The 13,396-nt window shown below is 59.6% G+C and carries 15 protein-coding genes and 1 tRNA gene; 13 read left to right on the forward strand and 3 right to left on the reverse strand.

The window, feature by feature from the left end:
• Window position 1: 1 nt before the first annotated feature.
• From K3752_RS06510 to K3752_RS06525, 4 genes are all read left to right on the forward strand, one after another.
• Window positions 2–553 carry a 6,7-dimethyl-8-ribityllumazine synthase gene (locus tag K3752_RS06510; RefSeq protein ID WP_170442378.1) on the forward strand — a complete coding sequence of 184 codons (552 nt, stop codon included), beginning with the start codon at window positions 2–4 and terminating at the stop codon, window positions 551–553.
• A complete protein-coding gene (nusB, locus tag K3752_RS06515) occupies window positions 550–1,032 on the forward strand; it encodes a transcription antitermination factor NusB (protein WP_260065694.1) in 483 nt (160 codons plus the stop codon). The genes K3752_RS06510 and nusB overlap by 4 nt, the downstream gene beginning before the upstream one ends.
• Before the next feature lie 67 nt (window positions 1,033–1,099).
• Window positions 1,100–1,396 (forward strand): hypothetical protein, encoded by a 297-nt coding sequence (locus K3752_RS06520; protein ID WP_260065696.1) that lies wholly within the window; start codon window positions 1,100–1,102, stop codon window positions 1,394–1,396.
• A gap of 539 nt (window positions 1,397–1,935) precedes the next feature.
• Complete coding sequence (locus K3752_RS06525) at window positions 1,936–2,367, forward strand: MmcB family DNA repair protein (protein WP_170339701.1); 432 nt, start codon at window positions 1,936–1,938, stop codon at window positions 2,365–2,367.
• Between the two features lie 2 nt (window positions 2,368–2,369).
• Here the strand turns inward: K3752_RS06525 and K3752_RS06530 are convergent, their stop codons facing one another.
• Window positions 2,370–2,558 (reverse strand): DUF6324 family protein, encoded by a 189-nt coding sequence (locus K3752_RS06530; RefSeq protein ID WP_260065697.1) that lies wholly within the window; start codon window positions 2,556–2,558, stop codon window positions 2,370–2,372.
• Between the two features lie 70 nt (window positions 2,559–2,628).
• Here K3752_RS06530 and K3752_RS06535 point away from each other — a divergent pair, with 70 nt between their 5' ends.
• The 7 genes from K3752_RS06535 to K3752_RS06565 all read left to right on the forward strand — a co-directional run bounded on the left by K3752_RS06535 (window position 2,629) and on the right by K3752_RS06565 (window position 9,676).
• Window positions 2,629–3,120 carry a GNAT family N-acetyltransferase gene (locus K3752_RS06535; RefSeq protein ID WP_170445388.1) on the forward strand — a complete coding sequence of 164 codons (492 nt, stop codon included), beginning with the start codon at window positions 2,629–2,631 and terminating at the stop codon, window positions 3,118–3,120.
• 47 nt (window positions 3,121–3,167) lie between these two features.
• Window positions 3,168–3,244 (forward strand) — tRNA-His (locus K3752_RS06540).
• A gap of 364 nt (window positions 3,245–3,608) precedes the next feature.
• Window positions 3,609–4,592, forward strand: coding sequence for a glycosyltransferase family 2 protein (locus K3752_RS06545; protein WP_260065701.1), 984 nt, complete (start codon window positions 3,609–3,611; stop codon window positions 4,590–4,592).
• Window positions 4,593–4,597: 5 nt separating this feature from the next.
• Window positions 4,598–5,533, forward strand: a complete 936-nt coding sequence (locus K3752_RS06550; RefSeq protein WP_260065702.1) for a hypothetical protein — start codon at window positions 4,598–4,600, stop codon at window positions 5,531–5,533.
• Window positions 5,530–7,524: a hypothetical protein gene (locus tag K3752_RS06555; RefSeq protein WP_260065704.1), complete on the forward strand. Its 1,995-nt coding sequence runs from the start codon at window positions 5,530–5,532 to the stop codon at window positions 7,522–7,524. Before K3752_RS06550 ends, K3752_RS06555 begins: the two co-directional genes overlap by 4 nt.
• 164 nt (window positions 7,525–7,688) lie before the next feature.
• Window positions 7,689–8,693, forward strand: coding sequence for a glycosyltransferase family 2 protein (locus K3752_RS06560; RefSeq protein WP_260065705.1), 1,005 nt, complete (start codon window positions 7,689–7,691; stop codon window positions 8,691–8,693).
• Window positions 8,693–9,676: a hypothetical protein gene (locus tag K3752_RS06565; protein ID WP_260065707.1), complete on the forward strand. Its 984-nt coding sequence runs from the start codon at window positions 8,693–8,695 to the stop codon at window positions 9,674–9,676. Before K3752_RS06560 ends, K3752_RS06565 begins: the two co-directional genes overlap by 1 nt.
• Before the next feature lie 18 nt (window positions 9,677–9,694).
• Here K3752_RS06565 and K3752_RS06570 read toward each other — a convergent pair whose 3' ends face one another.
• Complete coding sequence (locus K3752_RS06570; RefSeq protein WP_093961773.1) at window positions 9,695–9,997, reverse strand: DUF6476 family protein; 303 nt, start codon at window positions 9,995–9,997, stop codon at window positions 9,695–9,697.
• Here K3752_RS06570 and K3752_RS06575 point away from each other — a divergent pair.
• Window positions 9,996–11,039 carry an RluA family pseudouridine synthase gene (locus K3752_RS06575; RefSeq protein WP_170445406.1) on the forward strand — a complete coding sequence of 348 codons (1,044 nt, stop codon included), beginning with the start codon at window positions 9,996–9,998 and terminating at the stop codon, window positions 11,037–11,039. The genes K3752_RS06570 and K3752_RS06575 overlap by 2 nt on opposite strands.
• 124 nt (window positions 11,040–11,163) lie before the next feature.
• A complete protein-coding gene (gene rpoH / locus K3752_RS06580; RefSeq protein WP_170339682.1) occupies window positions 11,164–12,060 on the forward strand; it encodes an RNA polymerase sigma factor RpoH in 897 nt (298 codons plus the stop codon).
• A 60-nt stretch (window positions 12,061–12,120) separates the two neighbouring features.
• Here the strand turns inward: rpoH and K3752_RS06585 are convergent, their stop codons facing one another.
• The gene (locus K3752_RS06585; protein ID WP_260065711.1) at window positions 12,121–13,299 is read right to left on the reverse strand and encodes a dipeptidase; all 1,179 of its coding nucleotides are present in this window, start codon (window positions 13,297–13,299) and stop codon (window positions 12,121–12,123) included.
• Between the last annotated feature and the right edge of the window lie 97 nt (window positions 13,300–13,396).

Here is a 13,396-nt window from a genome sequence, read left to right on the forward strand (position 1 = left end):
CATGGCTGAGCAAGACAAACACGGCGTTCTGCCGACTCCGAAATTCGATGACCCGGTCAAGCTGCTGATCGTCGTGGCCCCGTTCTATCGCGCCATCGCCGACGAGCTGGTTCGCGGCGCCAAGGCCGAGATCGAGGCCGCCGGCGGCAGTTGCGAGGTGGTCGAGGTGCCCGGCGCGCTCGAGATCCCGACCGCGATTGCCATGGCCGACCGCCAGTGCAACTTTGACGGCTATGTGGCGCTGGGCTGCGTGATCCGGGGCGAGACCACGCATTACGAAACCGTCTGCAACGATTCCAGCCGGGCGATCCAGCTGCTGGGCCTGCAGGGGCTGTGCATCGGCAACGGCATCCTGACGGTTGAAAATGACGCGCAGGCCGAAGTGCGCGCAAATCCGGAAAAGATGAACAAAGGTGGCGGCGCGGCGGCTGCGGCCTTGCATCTGATCGCGCTCAGACGTAAGTGGGGCGCTTCGAAAAAGGGCGTCGGATTCAAGCCGCCGTCCGAGTCCATCCTCGTGGCGGGCGACAGCAACGGATCAACGACAGCATGACCCAGACAGACACGCCGAAACCGGCAAACCGGAAACGCCTGATGAAATCCGCCGCGCGGCTGTATGCCGTGCAGGCGCTGTTCCAGATGGAGCAGTCGGGCCAGACGACCGAGCAGGTGGTCAACGAGTTTCTGGATCACCGGTTCGGCGCGGTCTACGAGTGCGACGAGATGTTGGAAGGCGACAGCACGCTGTTTCGCAAGCTGGTGGATGATGCTGTGAACTATCAGGCGCCGATCGACCAGATGACCGACCGTGCGCTGGTGGCCAAGTGGCCGATCTCGCGCATCGACCCGACCCTGCGGGCACTGTTCCGCGCGGCCGGCGCCGAGCTGAGCCAGAGCGACACGCCGCCCAAGGTGGTCATCACCGAATTCGTCGACGTGGCGCGTGCCTTCTTCCCCGAAGGAAAAGAGCCGAAATTCGTCAACGCGGTACTGGATCACATGGCCCGCGAGGCCAAGCCCGAGGCGTTCTGACGCGCCACGGGCGATTTTACCCGGCACAAAATTGCGCTAGACTCCTGTCGTGTGAAGGAGGTGCGTCATGCCGAAACTGATCCGTCTTTACATCACCCAGGTCGCGCTCGGCTTTGTGGTCTCGGCTGTGTTTGTCGCGGTGCTGCTGCTTGTGAACGTGGCCAACCTGCGTCACCTCATCACCGGGTCCGACATCGGCTTTATCGCGCTGATCATGATCTGGTTCATGAACGGGATCGTCTTTGCAGGCGTCCAATTCGCCTATGCGATCATGAGCATGGCCGAAAAGCCCAAAGGCCCGCGTGGAGGCACGCCGGTCGCGGTCAAGTTGGAGCCCGTGCGCGTCGAAGCGCGCCGGTCGTGATGGGCCAGAGCCGCTTTGCGCTTGTTTTGACCAATTTGTCGACAGCCACAGCCCTTTGCGCGTGAACACTTTCGCATCGATAGAGCCGGAACTGTCGCAATCGAGTGCTCAATTGTTCCCGGAAGAAGACTGAGGAAACCTCTCAACGGCGGGACTTCCCCGCGCGTCGGGTTTGAAGGACATCCCCTGATCAGAAGGCGGCGGGACCACCAGGCAACCGTGCGGTTTTGATTCCCGAGGACCTGTATGTACAGGTGGGCGCCAGGTAAACGGGCCAGGACCCGAACAGAGCCAGCTCCCTCGGAATTGCTTAAGGCCACCGGAATGCTACCAGTCACGAGAAGGGCAGAACCCGCCAAGCGCCTAAGTAGGGCGCAACACTCAGTTGCACAAGGGGCATGCTCAACAGTTTTTGGTCTGGGTCGTGCGGAAGTTGATTGTAGGGGCAAATCTTGGGCATGCGGGCCGGGTCAGATCCAGGATGATGATCAAAACCTGCCAACTTGACAATTTGTTCACTAATTGTTCACACTCTGCGCATGACAGTTGAACTTCAGCCCGGACAAAGACTGGCCAGGGGTGTCTCTAGACACCTAGTGACGCACGGCTTTGTTTCGATTGAGGAATTCGTCCCGACCCGCGGGTTGCGCGTTGACGTCATGGGGTTGGGGCCAAAGGGCGAGCTTTGGGTGATCGAGTGCAAGTCAAGCCGGGCCGACTATATGTCCGATTCGAAGTGGCAGGGTTATCTGGATTGGTGCGACCGCTTCTTCTGGGCGGTGGACACGGACTTTCCCACCGAACTGCTGCCCGCTGAAACCGGACTTATCATTGCGGATGCTTATGACGCCGAGATCGTACGCATGTCCCCCGAGACCAAGTTGGCCGGGGCAAGACGCAAAAAGATGATCCAGAAATTTGCCATGGACGCCGCGCGGCGGTTGCATGGCTTGCGTGATCCGCGGCTTTGACTTCAGCTTTTGACGGCGCGTGCGGCCTGTGCTGCGGCGCGGATCTCGTCGGCGATTTCCTCGGCTTCTTCCGGGTCGAAATCCATGGGGATTTCAAGCTCGCCCGCCTCGATGAACAGGCGCACCATTCCATGGTCGGTCGGACCGATCTGAAGGTTCGCTTCGATGTCACGTTCGGTATTGATGCCCATTCTCGCCTCCGGGGACTGAGCGTTTCTGCTAGCCTGCAACGCAATGGGAATCAAGCGGAGTGTGTGGCCGATGCTGCAAGGGGACAATGCTGAGATCCGGCCGTTTCGCGAAGATGACCGCGATTGGCTGGTCGAGCGCCACGGAACACTTTACGCGCGGGATGAAGGATTTGACGAGAGCTTCGCTCCGCTGGTGGCCCGTATTCTGGACGAATTTGTCGCCGGGCGTGATCCCCAACGCGAGAGGGGATGGATCGTTGAAAGTGACGGAAAGCGCCTTGGTAGTATTTTCTGTGTCGCGCAGGATGAAACTACCGCCAAACTGCGGCTTTTTTTGCTGGAACCCGACGCGCGGGGCAGGGGACTTGGGGCGCGGCTTTTGATGACATGCATGGATTTTGCGCGATCCGCGGGCTATGCGTCGATGGTGTTGTGGACCCACGAAAGCCACAGGGCTGCCTGCAAGCTGTACCAAGCGTATGGATGGCGCCTGACCGACAGCAAACCGGTTCATTCCTTCGGCGTCGATCTCATCGAACAAAGCTGGTCAATTCGACTTTAAGGCTCTTGCAATCCCCGAACGCGTTCGTTAAATCGCCCCTCACGAGTGCCGCCTTAGCTCAGTTGGTTAGAGCGCTGGATTGTGGATCCAGAGGTCCCCTGTTCAAGCCAGGGAGGCGGTACCATCTCCCCTCGACAAGACTGCTCGTCCGCCGCTTTTGACGTGCGCTGTTTTTCCGTTAGTAGGGTTGGGATTAACGAGGCCGGTCGCAAGAGATTTGCGGTGCAACTGGCGGAATTAGTTTGGTTTTTACTGGTCCCTTTTACGCCGTAACCCAAAATTCTGGGATTATTTGAGAGGGCAATCGACTCCAGATGGGACCTGTTGTCTGCTTCCGTGGTGCTTAGGGCGCTTGCGTCCGAAGGTCGGTTACACGTGTAGCGGTGCACCAGTGGGCCCAGACATTCCCCCGTACGGAATTCGACCCTCGCAGCATTGGTGCGCTTTGTGTAAGAAGAAGGTCAAAGGCAGTTCGGGAACAGGCGTAAATGTCTCAGACCATTACCGTATTCACGACGATGAAAAACGAAGGCCCCTACATGCTGGAGTGGGTCGCATTTCATCGGACTTTGGGCGTCGATCACTTTGTGATCTTCACCAATGACTGCGAGGACGGTACCGACAGAATTGCACAACGGCTTGAGCAGATGGGTTTGGCATCCCACGTCCCAAATGCTGTGCCTGAGGGTGGAAACCCCCAGCACCAGATGCTCCGGCGGGCACGGCGACATCCCAAGGTCAAAGAAGCCGATTGGCTGATGTGCCTTGATGTCGATGAGTTTTGGAACATTCGATGCGGCGACAACAGCTTCGCGGCCTTGATTGATGCCGTTGAACAGAAGGCAGGACAATCGGTGGACGCCATTTCGTTCGCATGGCGGTTGTTTGGGACGTCGGGCAATATCAGTTTTGACGACACGCCCGTGACACGGTCATTTTGCATGGCGGATCAGGAGTTTCCCTATCATTCGGGTCGCGCATATGGTCTGAAAACGCTGTTTCGGAACAATGGCAAGTTCACTCGGTTCGGACCGCACAGACCCAAGGGCATTGAAGAGGGCAAAGAGGCCGAGGTCGCATGGTCGGACGCGGGCGGAAATCTGTTTCCGGCCGAGAATGTCGGTTGGCGCGCTTGGCGGAATTTCGACCATTCCTTCGGACGGCTCCATCATTATTCCGTTCGATGTCTGGATGGCTTTCTTATCAAGCGGGACCGGGGGCGGACCAACCACGTAAAGGTGGATCAGGGGCAATCCTACTGGTCGGACATGAATGCAAACAAGGTTCAGGACACCTCGATCCAGCCGATCGCCCAGCGTGCAGCACCGTTGCTTGACGAACTCAAATCGAATCCCGAACTGCGCGAATTGCACGAACGGGCCTGCGACTGGCACCGCGCCAAAATCGCCGAAATCAAGATGCGCCCCGATTGGGTGGAGTTCCGGTCTTGGCTGGCCGACAATCTGGTGTGACGGCCATGGCGGACGACCTGACCAAAGCGCAGCTGCAACCTGACCACCCGGATCGGAAGACCGGCCATGAACGCATTCTGACCGATCCGCCTCCGCCTTGGTTTGTCGAGATTTACCCCGGCGGGGACGGGACGGGGTTTCTGCAAAAGCTCGACCGTCACTCGGTTCTCTTCCACCAGCGTGACCCGGCGCGGCTGGTCGTCAGTTTTGACAATATTGCAAATGCCAATGACCTGTCCTTTGCCCGCGAGCCGTGGGGCTGGAAGTTTTTCCGGGACGAGGGATGGTCCCATCTGGGCGTGATCGCCCGCACAAAGGCATGGTATCGCGACCCCGAAATCATCGGTTATTTCGAGGACAAGGCGCGCGAGGGTTTTTTTGACAAGTTCGATCAGGTCGTTTTTGCCGGAGCGTCCATGGGAGGGTTCGCCGCGTTGACCTTCTCGGCGCTGGTGCCGGGTGCGATCGTCATTGCTTTCAATCCTCAGACCACATTGGACGAGCGGCGGGTCCCTTGGGAAACTCGCTATCGGTTCGGTCGTGTCCAGGACTGGGATCTGCCGCTGAGTGACGCTGTCGAAACCGTTCAGGCCGCCGCCCGGGCCTATGTGTTTTACGACCCGTTTTTTGACTTGGACAGGCAACAGGTCACACGGCTGCAGGGCGGCAATGTCGTTCTTCTCAAAACCTGGTTCGCCAACCACTTCGCCGCACCAATGCTGCGGAAACTCAATCTATTGAAGCCGGTGATGCAGCAGGCGATGCGTGGGACCCTGGAGCCGTCCGAGTACTACAAGATGATGCGTGCCCGCCGGAGATTGCCGATCTACATGCGCGGCATTGAAGCCGTGGGCGAAGAACGTCACCCAAAGCTGGTAGTGGCCGCCCGCCAGCGGTTCCGGGCCATGCGCCGGGCTATGGCGGCAGGGGACGCGTCATGACGCCCAAACGGGGCGTGTTCATCGGCCAGCGCAAGGACCGCATGGGTGCCCGACTGCTGATGATGCTGACCTGCATACGCCTGGCCGAGGATTTCGACGCGGATTATCGGGTCAACTGGTTTCCACCCGGGGCAGATGCCCCCGAACTGGACAACCCGGAAGAGCTGTTCGATCCCGAATGGATCAAGTCTCAATTTCTGGATCAGAAAACTCACGATCGGCTGGCGAAGGATGCGCTGCCGGTCTGGAGCTTTTTGGGCGACGCGACGCCCGATCGGCTGATGGCGCATCTGGCCGCCGGCCGTTCGGTCTTGGTCGAAGAGGGGTTTGAGGTTCTTGCCTTTCCTTGGGAGGATATTGAGGCGATCCGCCCGCGCTACCGCGAGTTCATTCACCGTATCGGGTTCACTCTGCATATCCGGCACATCATGGGGCTTGCCGATGCCAGGCTCTCGGGGCAGGGCGTTTCTGCCTACCATATCCGGCGCGGTGACATCCTGAACGCGCTGCCCTGGAAGCACACCACTTGGCCGGCAAAGGTCGAGCCGGAAGAACTCTACGATATGCATCTTTCCAAGAGGCTGGACCGGCCCGCGATCATGTTCTCGGACCAGCCCGAACTGATTGCGCGGTTTCAAAAGCGTTATCCGAACCTGATGCAGATGTCCGACATTGCGAACCTGTCGGGAATGACCCGAGCACAGCGCGACTTTCTCGAGCTTTACGCGATGTCCCGGGCCGAGCAGGTGATCGCTCCGTTCATCTCGGCTTTTTCCATGGCGGCCGCACGGATATCTGGGCAGCAAAGACTGGTATTCCGCGATGTCCTGACCGAGGCTGAACTGGACGAGGCAAACGAAAACGTCATCCGACGTGTGGCGCAAGGGCCCGAGACTTTTCTGAACCCGTCAGAGGCCGCCCATGTCTATGCCAAGGCCGCGCAATACCTGTGCGCTCAGGATCGGTGCCAAGAGGCTTACGATCTGGGTCAGCCCATCCTCGATGCCGGGGCGGACAACGCTTTTCTGCCCCTGTTGCAGGCGTTGAATGCGTTCTACCTGGGCAAGTGGAAGGAAAGCGAGCAGTTGGCCCGGGACGGGTTGGAAAACCCGCATCTTTGGCCCGAAGATCACGCGGTTCTGACTGCATTGCGGGGGGCCATCCTTGGCACCAGAAAGAAACGCTGGGCTGCCGGGTGTCATTTCGCAAAAGCGTTTTGGGCCAAACCGTTGCGACCCGATGTTGTGGTTTTGGGTTCGCGCATGCTGTACCGCGACCAACTGCCCGTTCGACTGTTTCCGCCGGTGGATTGGTCCCTGCAGCGCAGGCTGCGCCAACGTCGGTTTCCGCCATTCAACAACCTGTACCTTGTCCAGCACAAGGTGATCGTGAGGGCGCCCTGCAATTTCGACATGATCCTGCTTGATTGGTCCGATCTTTCCCTGGACCAGCGCGCCAGGCGGCTGCAGGACAGCGGTCCGCGCCTGCAAGCTTTGTGGGCCGGGCTGACTGCGATCGACGACGTGCCGGAACAGGACCCCGCTGTGGAAAGCCTGTCATCGTTGCTGCAATGGCGCATGGGCGAGGTTGCCGTCGAGGCGGCAATTGATGCCGCCCGGGACGTGGTCTTGCGGTGCCCTGACAACCCTCTGTACCACAAACGTCTTGCCGAGCTTTATGCCGATGCCGGTGACCGACGACAGGCGCGATTGACTATGGCCGAGGCGCTGGCTTGTGACCCTGACAGCGCGTTTCTGGTTTTCGCGATGGGGCAACTCTTGGTGCGCATCGGCGCTGAAGAGCAGGCCGAGGCGCAGATCCTGCACGCGGCCGAGCTGGACGACATCACCGCTGCCATTCAAGGGGCCGCGGGTCAGATTTGCCTGAAGCGTGGTGAAAAACAGCGGGCGCAAGTGTTTCTGCAACGGGCCAAGGCGTTGTGCCCAACCTACAAACGGTTCTCCAACCAGCTCAAAAGGGCAGAGGGGTAACATGCGGGCCTTTCGCAATATCCAGCACCATTCAGGGTCATCTGTGTGCAAACACGCCCAAGGTTTCGACTTGGTCACCGCCTGCAATGGAATTACTCTGGCGGACAAACACTGGTCTTGCGTGCCCGCGCCCGGCCTGCAAGGCGCCAAAAACTGAGGCAAAAATGGTCGATCAGCCCCCCCGCTTTGTCAGCGTTACCCCGATGAAGAACGAAGGCCCGTTCGTTCTGGAATGGGTCGCGCACAATCAGGCTATTGGCATCGACCAGATGGTCGTGATGACGAATGACTGCACGGACGGGACGGATGCGCTGCTCGAGCGGCTGGACCAGCGCGGGGTTCTGATCCATGTGGACAACAATTCCCGCCGCGCAACAAGCCCTCAGAAACGCGCGTACAAACGCTTTTTGCAGATGGACATCGCGGGGCCTGAAGACTGGGTGATCGTGATCGACGCCGACGAGCAGATCAATGTAAAGACGGGTGACAACACGTTGAAATCATTGGTTGATGCCGTGCCGGATGCCAAGATGATTTCAATGACCTGGCGCTTGTTCGGCAATGCCGGAGTGGTTCAATACGAAGACAGATTCCTGTCCGACCAATTCCGCCGTGCTGCCCCCGAGCGCAAACCCAGACCGGCGCAGGCATGGGGATTGAAGACGATGTTCCAGCGGCACTTGTGGGATGTGATCGGTGTTCACCGCCCCAAACGTCCGACGGTCGACCGCATGGAAGACTGCCACTGGTACAATGGTTCGGGTCAGCCAATGCCCGAGCGGTATTTTACAAGCAGTTGGCGGTCGGCGCGGGACTCGGTCGGATATGACCTTGTGCAGCTCAACCACTACGCTCTGAAGTCCTGCGAGAGCTACTTGGTCAAGAAAGTGCGGGGACGGGCTCATCACACGGGCGACAGCCTGGGCTTGGAATACTGGAACATCATGAACCAGAACGCAGTGGTCGAGACATCGATCGATGCGATTGCCGCACGCAAGCGGGACTGTTTCGACGAACTGATGTCAGACCCTGAAACGGCTCGCTTGCACCGCCAGTCCTGCGAACTGCACCGCAAACAGATATCGGAACTGCTGGGCACGTCCGAGATGCAGGAGTTGATGCATCAGATGACCACGCAGGCCGATACCATGACAAGAGGCGCGACCTGATGCTGTGGTTGCATTTGGGGATGCCGAAGACCGGGACGACGGCCTTGCAGTCCTATCTGCGCAACAATGCGTCGGCCTTGTCGGATTCCGGGCTCAGATACATGGAGGCCGGACGTCGCAGACTGGAAGGGGACGATCGCCCCAAGGTCAGCCACAATCTGTTGGCGTTCCACATGAACCAGTCAACAGAACCGATGGACAAGTACCGTGAGGCCGTTGCGCGCGAGTACGAGGCACATGGCGGCAAGGCCTGCCTGATGTCGTCGAAAATGTTCTATTCGGCCGATCTTGGACGGCTTGCGCAGCTCTTCACCGAAATACCCGCACGCGAAATGCGTGTGGTATTCTATTGCCGCCGCTACTCCGATTTCTTTGAGGCGGATTACAAGCAGAGGGCCAAAAATGGCCGTTTGCCAGCCGACGGTTCAGCCTTGATTCGGGACCAGCTGGCGAAGATCAAGGCCGAGCCTCACTCGGTTTCTTTTTCCGGCGCGGTTTCCCGCATCCGCAACGCGTTCCCGGGTGTCACGGTTGTGCCGGCACTCTATGATCGCGACGAAATGTTGAATGGCAATATCGTCGATGACTTCCTGAACAGACTGGGCGTGTCGCGACCCGGAGGGGAGGTTGCCAGTGAGCCTGCCAATCCGACACTGTCCCGCGCTGCAAGTGAAGCCTTTGGCGTTGTCACGCGAGCCATCGGGCGCAAGCGTAGCCGCCAACTGCGTCGTCAGGTACCCAAAGAACCCATCATGTTCCGGCGCCACGACGTTCTGGAACCCGAGGAACGGGCATGGCTTGATACCTATTTGACCGAGGCCGACGAAGGGTTTCGGGCTGAGTTCTTTCCCGACCGGGACACTCTGTTCAAACCGGTCTGGCTGAGCCCGGACGAAGTCAGGTTTCGTCGTGATGCGCCGGACGAGATCGTTGCGTTCAAGCAGGCTGCAGAAATCGTGTTCAGAATGGCCTTGGGTGAATAGGCTGGCGGCGCCAAAGACTCAATCAAGCGAGATCTGCTGTCGTTGCTTCCCGGTGGTCTTGTCGAAGATCAGGATGCGGTTGTCATCGGTCACCACGGCGAACCAGTTGTTTCCGATGGTCACGGCTTGGGCCTTTGCACCGTCCGGCAGTTCGATCTGATCGGGCAGGGTGGGGGTCCGGTCGGATAGACGGATGACAATCAAGGCGAATGTCACTAGAACCCCGCCAATCATCACCGCGGTCAGCAGCATGACCATGCGGCGCAGAAGGCGCAACTGAGGCGTTTCCTGCGGTTCTTGGGGATCTGAAGGGACAGTCATGGGCACCCGGCAAATAGACTTCGTTATCGCGGACGCTCCGCCGCCCCGCCTTGATAAGGCGCTTTCGCGGGATGTGCCAGCAGGTGAAAGCCTGTCGCGTACCCGGCTCGCCCGGCTGATCGAAGAGGGCGCGGTTCTGGTCGACGGCAAGGTCGTGCTCGACGCCAAAGCCAAAGTGCCGGAAGGCGCCGTTGTGTCCATAACCGTCTCCGAAGCGGACGAGAGTCACATCGGGGCCGAGGACATTCCGCTGGACATCGTGCATGAAGACGCTGACCTGATCGTGATCAACAAGCCTGCGGGCATGGTCGTCCACCCGGCACCGGGGTCGCCCAACGGCACTTTGGTGAACGCCCTGCTGCACCACTGTGGCGAGGAATTGTCGGGGGTAGGCGGGGTCAAGCGGCCGGGCATCGTGCACCGGATCGACAAGGATACCAGCGGGTTGCTGGTGGTTGCCAAATCGGACGCCGCCCACCAGGGGCTGGCGGCCCAGTTCGAGGCGCACAGCGTCGAGCGATACTATCGCGCGGTCTGCTATGGCGTTCCGGATGCCAATGACCCGCGGCTGCGCGGTGTCAAAGGCGTGAGTTTTGAGCCCGGCAACGTGATGCGAATCACAACGCAACTGGCCCGGCACAAACATGATCGGCAGAAACAGGCGGTGTTTTTTCATGGCGGGCGCCATGCCGTGACACGTGCGCGCGTCGTTGACGTGTTCGGAAAACCCGGCGCGGTATCATTGATCGAGTGCTGGCTGGAAACCGGACGCACCCACCAGATCCGGGTGCACATGGCACATGCGGGCCACGGCTTGGTGGGCGACCCGGTCTATGGCGGCAAGCGTAAACTGTCGGCCCGGTCGTTTGATGCAGACGCTGCGGAGGCGGTGCGTGCGTTCCCGCGCCAAGCCCTGCACGCGGCCGTCCTGGGCTTTGTTCATCCCGTTTCCGGCGAGGAAATGCGTTTTGAGGCCGCATTGCCGCAAGATATCGAGGCACTCATCTCAGTTCTGAAACAACCTGCAAAGTCTCGTGACTAAGACTTTCTTAGCTTTCCTTTATCGTTCCTTAATCCCAGACTGTTAACACCTGCTCTTGAATGGTCCTGAACGTGGCCCCATATCCATGTTAAGGGCGTAAACATTTGTCCAAGGGACGTGATACATGGCAAATTACAAAAATCTCCCCGTGCCTACGCCAGAAGGTGGGTTGAACCGGTATCTGCAGGAAATCCGCAAATTCCCCCTGCTGGAGCCGGAAGAGGAGTACATGCTGGCCAAACGTTGGGTCGAAGAGCAGGACACCGAAGCGGCGCACAAGATGGTGACATCGCATCTGCGACTGGCCGCCAAGATCGCCATGGGCTATCGCGGCTATGGTTTGCCGCAGGCCGAGGTGATTTCCGAGGCCAATGTGGGCCTGATGCAAGCCGTCAAGCGGTTCGATCCGGAAAAAGGCTTCCGTCTGGCGACCTATGCGATGTGGTGGATCCGCGCCTCGATCCAGGAATACATCCTGCGATCCTGGTCGCTTGTGAAACTGGGCACCACCTCGGCGCAGAAAAAGCTGTTCTTCAACCTGCGCAAGGCGAAAGCACGGATTGGCGCGTTGGAGGAGGGCGACCTGCACCCGGACAATGTCAAGCGGATCGCCAATGACTTGGGCGTGACCGAAGAAGAGGTCATCAGCATGAACCGCCGCATGTCGGGTGGGGATGCGTCGCTGAACGCCACGGTCGGGTCCGAGGGCGAAGGCACCATGCAGTGGCAGGACTGGCTGGAAGACGAAGATGCCGACCAGGCCGGCGATTATGAAGCCCGCGAAGAGCTTGAGGTGCGCCGCGAGTTGCTGACCGAGGCGCTGGACGTCCTGAACGACCGCGAAAAGGACATCCTGACCCAGCGCCGGTTGATGGATCAGCCCGTGACGCTCGAGGAACTGAGTACGCAGTACAATGTCAGCCGCGAACGCATCCGTCAGATCGAGGTGCGCGCCTTTGAAAAGCTGCAGAAAAAGATGCGTGAGTTGGCGCGTGAAAAGGGCATGCTGGCCACCGCCTGATCACGGCAATCAGATGAACAAGCGGCCCGGGGAAACCCGGGCCGTTTTTTTCGTCATGTCCTACTGCAGCTGTTGGCGGAATACCCGCACCATGTTTTCGCCCATGACCTTGCGGATCTGCGCTTCGGTCAGGCCTTCGTCCAACAAGGCCGAGGTCAGCGCCGCCAGTTCCGACGTGTCAAACGCGGTCTCGACCGAGCCGTCATAGTCGGACCCCAGTGCCACATGGCCTTCCCCGACCGTTTCGATGGCTGCCTTGATCATTTTGGCAATTCCCGCCGGGGCGATGTCGCCGCAAGTGACGTCGGCCCAATATCCCATCCCGATGACACCGCCGGTCGCGGCGATTTCCTTCATCAGGTCATCGGGATAGTTGCGCTTGACCGGGCAGAACCCGTGAAGACCGCCATGGCTGACGATCAGCGGCTCGTCGGTCAGGGCCAGCACGTCGCGCGCCACTTGCGGGCTGGAATGGGCCAGGTCGATCACCACCGGGCGCTTGGCCAATTCGGCCACCACCTGCCGCCCGAATTCGGTCAGGCCCGTGTTCCCGGTGCCGTGAAGCGAGCCTCCCAGTTCGTTGTCAAAGAAATGCTGAAGCCCGAACACCCTGTGGCCCGCCTCGAATATCGGGTCGAGATTGGCCAGATCGCCCTCCAGCGGATGGGCGCCTTCGATCCCCAGAATGCCGCCCACGACCTTTTCTCCGCGCGCGCGGGCCTCGAGCACCGCATCCAGATCCGCGCGGGTCTTGATGACCTTTAGATGTCCGTTTGAGGCGGCCTCGAACCGGTGCAGTTTCTCAGCCTGATAAATTGCGCGCTCCTTAAGGCTGTCCCAGGTGCGCAGCGGCCAAAGCTGACCGATGGCCAGAAGGGTGATGTTGTCGAATGCCTCGGCCGAGTTTGCCTCGTAATTCTGCCCGGCCGGTGATTTGGTCACGGCGGTGAACACCTGCAGGGCCACGTTCCCTTCGATCAGCCGGGGAATATCCACCTGGCCGCGGGTTCCGCGCTCGGTCAGGTCGCGGCTCCACAACAGCGGATCGGCATGCAGGTCGCCCACGATCAGGGTTTCGTGCAGAGCCGCGGCAGTGTCGGACACCGGATATGGGTCGTGGTCGATCACGTTGTTGCGCGCGTTTTCGACATACGGCGGCACTACCACGAAAAAAATCACGGCCCCGATGACGACCACAGCCGCCGTGAGGCCTGCCAGCCATTTCAGAAATCTTCTCACGTTAGTCCCTCCCGTTTGTCATGCGCAGATTACGGGTGTCCCGCGCACAGAAAAGCCTGACTTGGCGTCGCTTGGCTGATACAGAAGGCGCAATAGA

The organism is Ruegeria sp. B32 (assembly GCF_025141855.1).
Classification (GTDB): domain Bacteria; phylum Pseudomonadota; class Alphaproteobacteria; order Rhodobacterales; family Rhodobacteraceae; genus Ruegeria; species Ruegeria arenilitoris.

Coding starts and splice junctions, on each gene's coding strand:
- K3752_RS06510 (WP_170442378.1), top strand. CDS start 2: ATGGCTGAGCAAGACAAACACGGCGTTCTGCCGACTCCGAAATTCGAT.
- nusB (WP_260065694.1), top strand. CDS start 550: ATGACCCAGACAGACACGCCGAAACCGGCAAACCGGAAACGCCTGATG.
- K3752_RS06520 (WP_260065696.1), top strand. CDS start 1,100: ATGCCGAAACTGATCCGTCTTTACATCACCCAGGTCGCGCTCGGCTTT.
- K3752_RS06525 (WP_170339701.1), top strand. CDS start 1,936: ATGACAGTTGAACTTCAGCCCGGACAAAGACTGGCCAGGGGTGTCTCT.
- K3752_RS06530 (WP_260065697.1), bottom strand. CDS start 2,558: ATGGGCATCAATACCGAACGTGACATCGAAGCGAACCTTCAGATCGGT.
- K3752_RS06535 (WP_170445388.1), top strand. CDS start 2,629: ATGCTGCAAGGGGACAATGCTGAGATCCGGCCGTTTCGCGAAGATGAC.
- K3752_RS06545 (WP_260065701.1), top strand. CDS start 3,609: ATGTCTCAGACCATTACCGTATTCACGACGATGAAAAACGAAGGCCCC.
- K3752_RS06550 (WP_260065702.1), top strand. CDS start 4,598: ATGGCGGACGACCTGACCAAAGCGCAGCTGCAACCTGACCACCCGGAT.
- K3752_RS06555 (WP_260065704.1), top strand. CDS start 5,530: ATGACGCCCAAACGGGGCGTGTTCATCGGCCAGCGCAAGGACCGCATG.
- K3752_RS06560 (WP_260065705.1), top strand. CDS start 7,689: ATGGTCGATCAGCCCCCCCGCTTTGTCAGCGTTACCCCGATGAAGAAC.
- K3752_RS06565 (WP_260065707.1), top strand. CDS start 8,693: ATGCTGTGGTTGCATTTGGGGATGCCGAAGACCGGGACGACGGCCTTG.
- K3752_RS06575 (WP_170445406.1), top strand. CDS start 9,996: ATGGGCACCCGGCAAATAGACTTCGTTATCGCGGACGCTCCGCCGCCC.
- K3752_RS06570 (WP_093961773.1), bottom strand. CDS start 9,997: ATGACTGTCCCTTCAGATCCCCAAGAACCGCAGGAAACGCCTCAGTTG.
- rpoH (WP_170339682.1), top strand. CDS start 11,164: ATGGCAAATTACAAAAATCTCCCCGTGCCTACGCCAGAAGGTGGGTTG.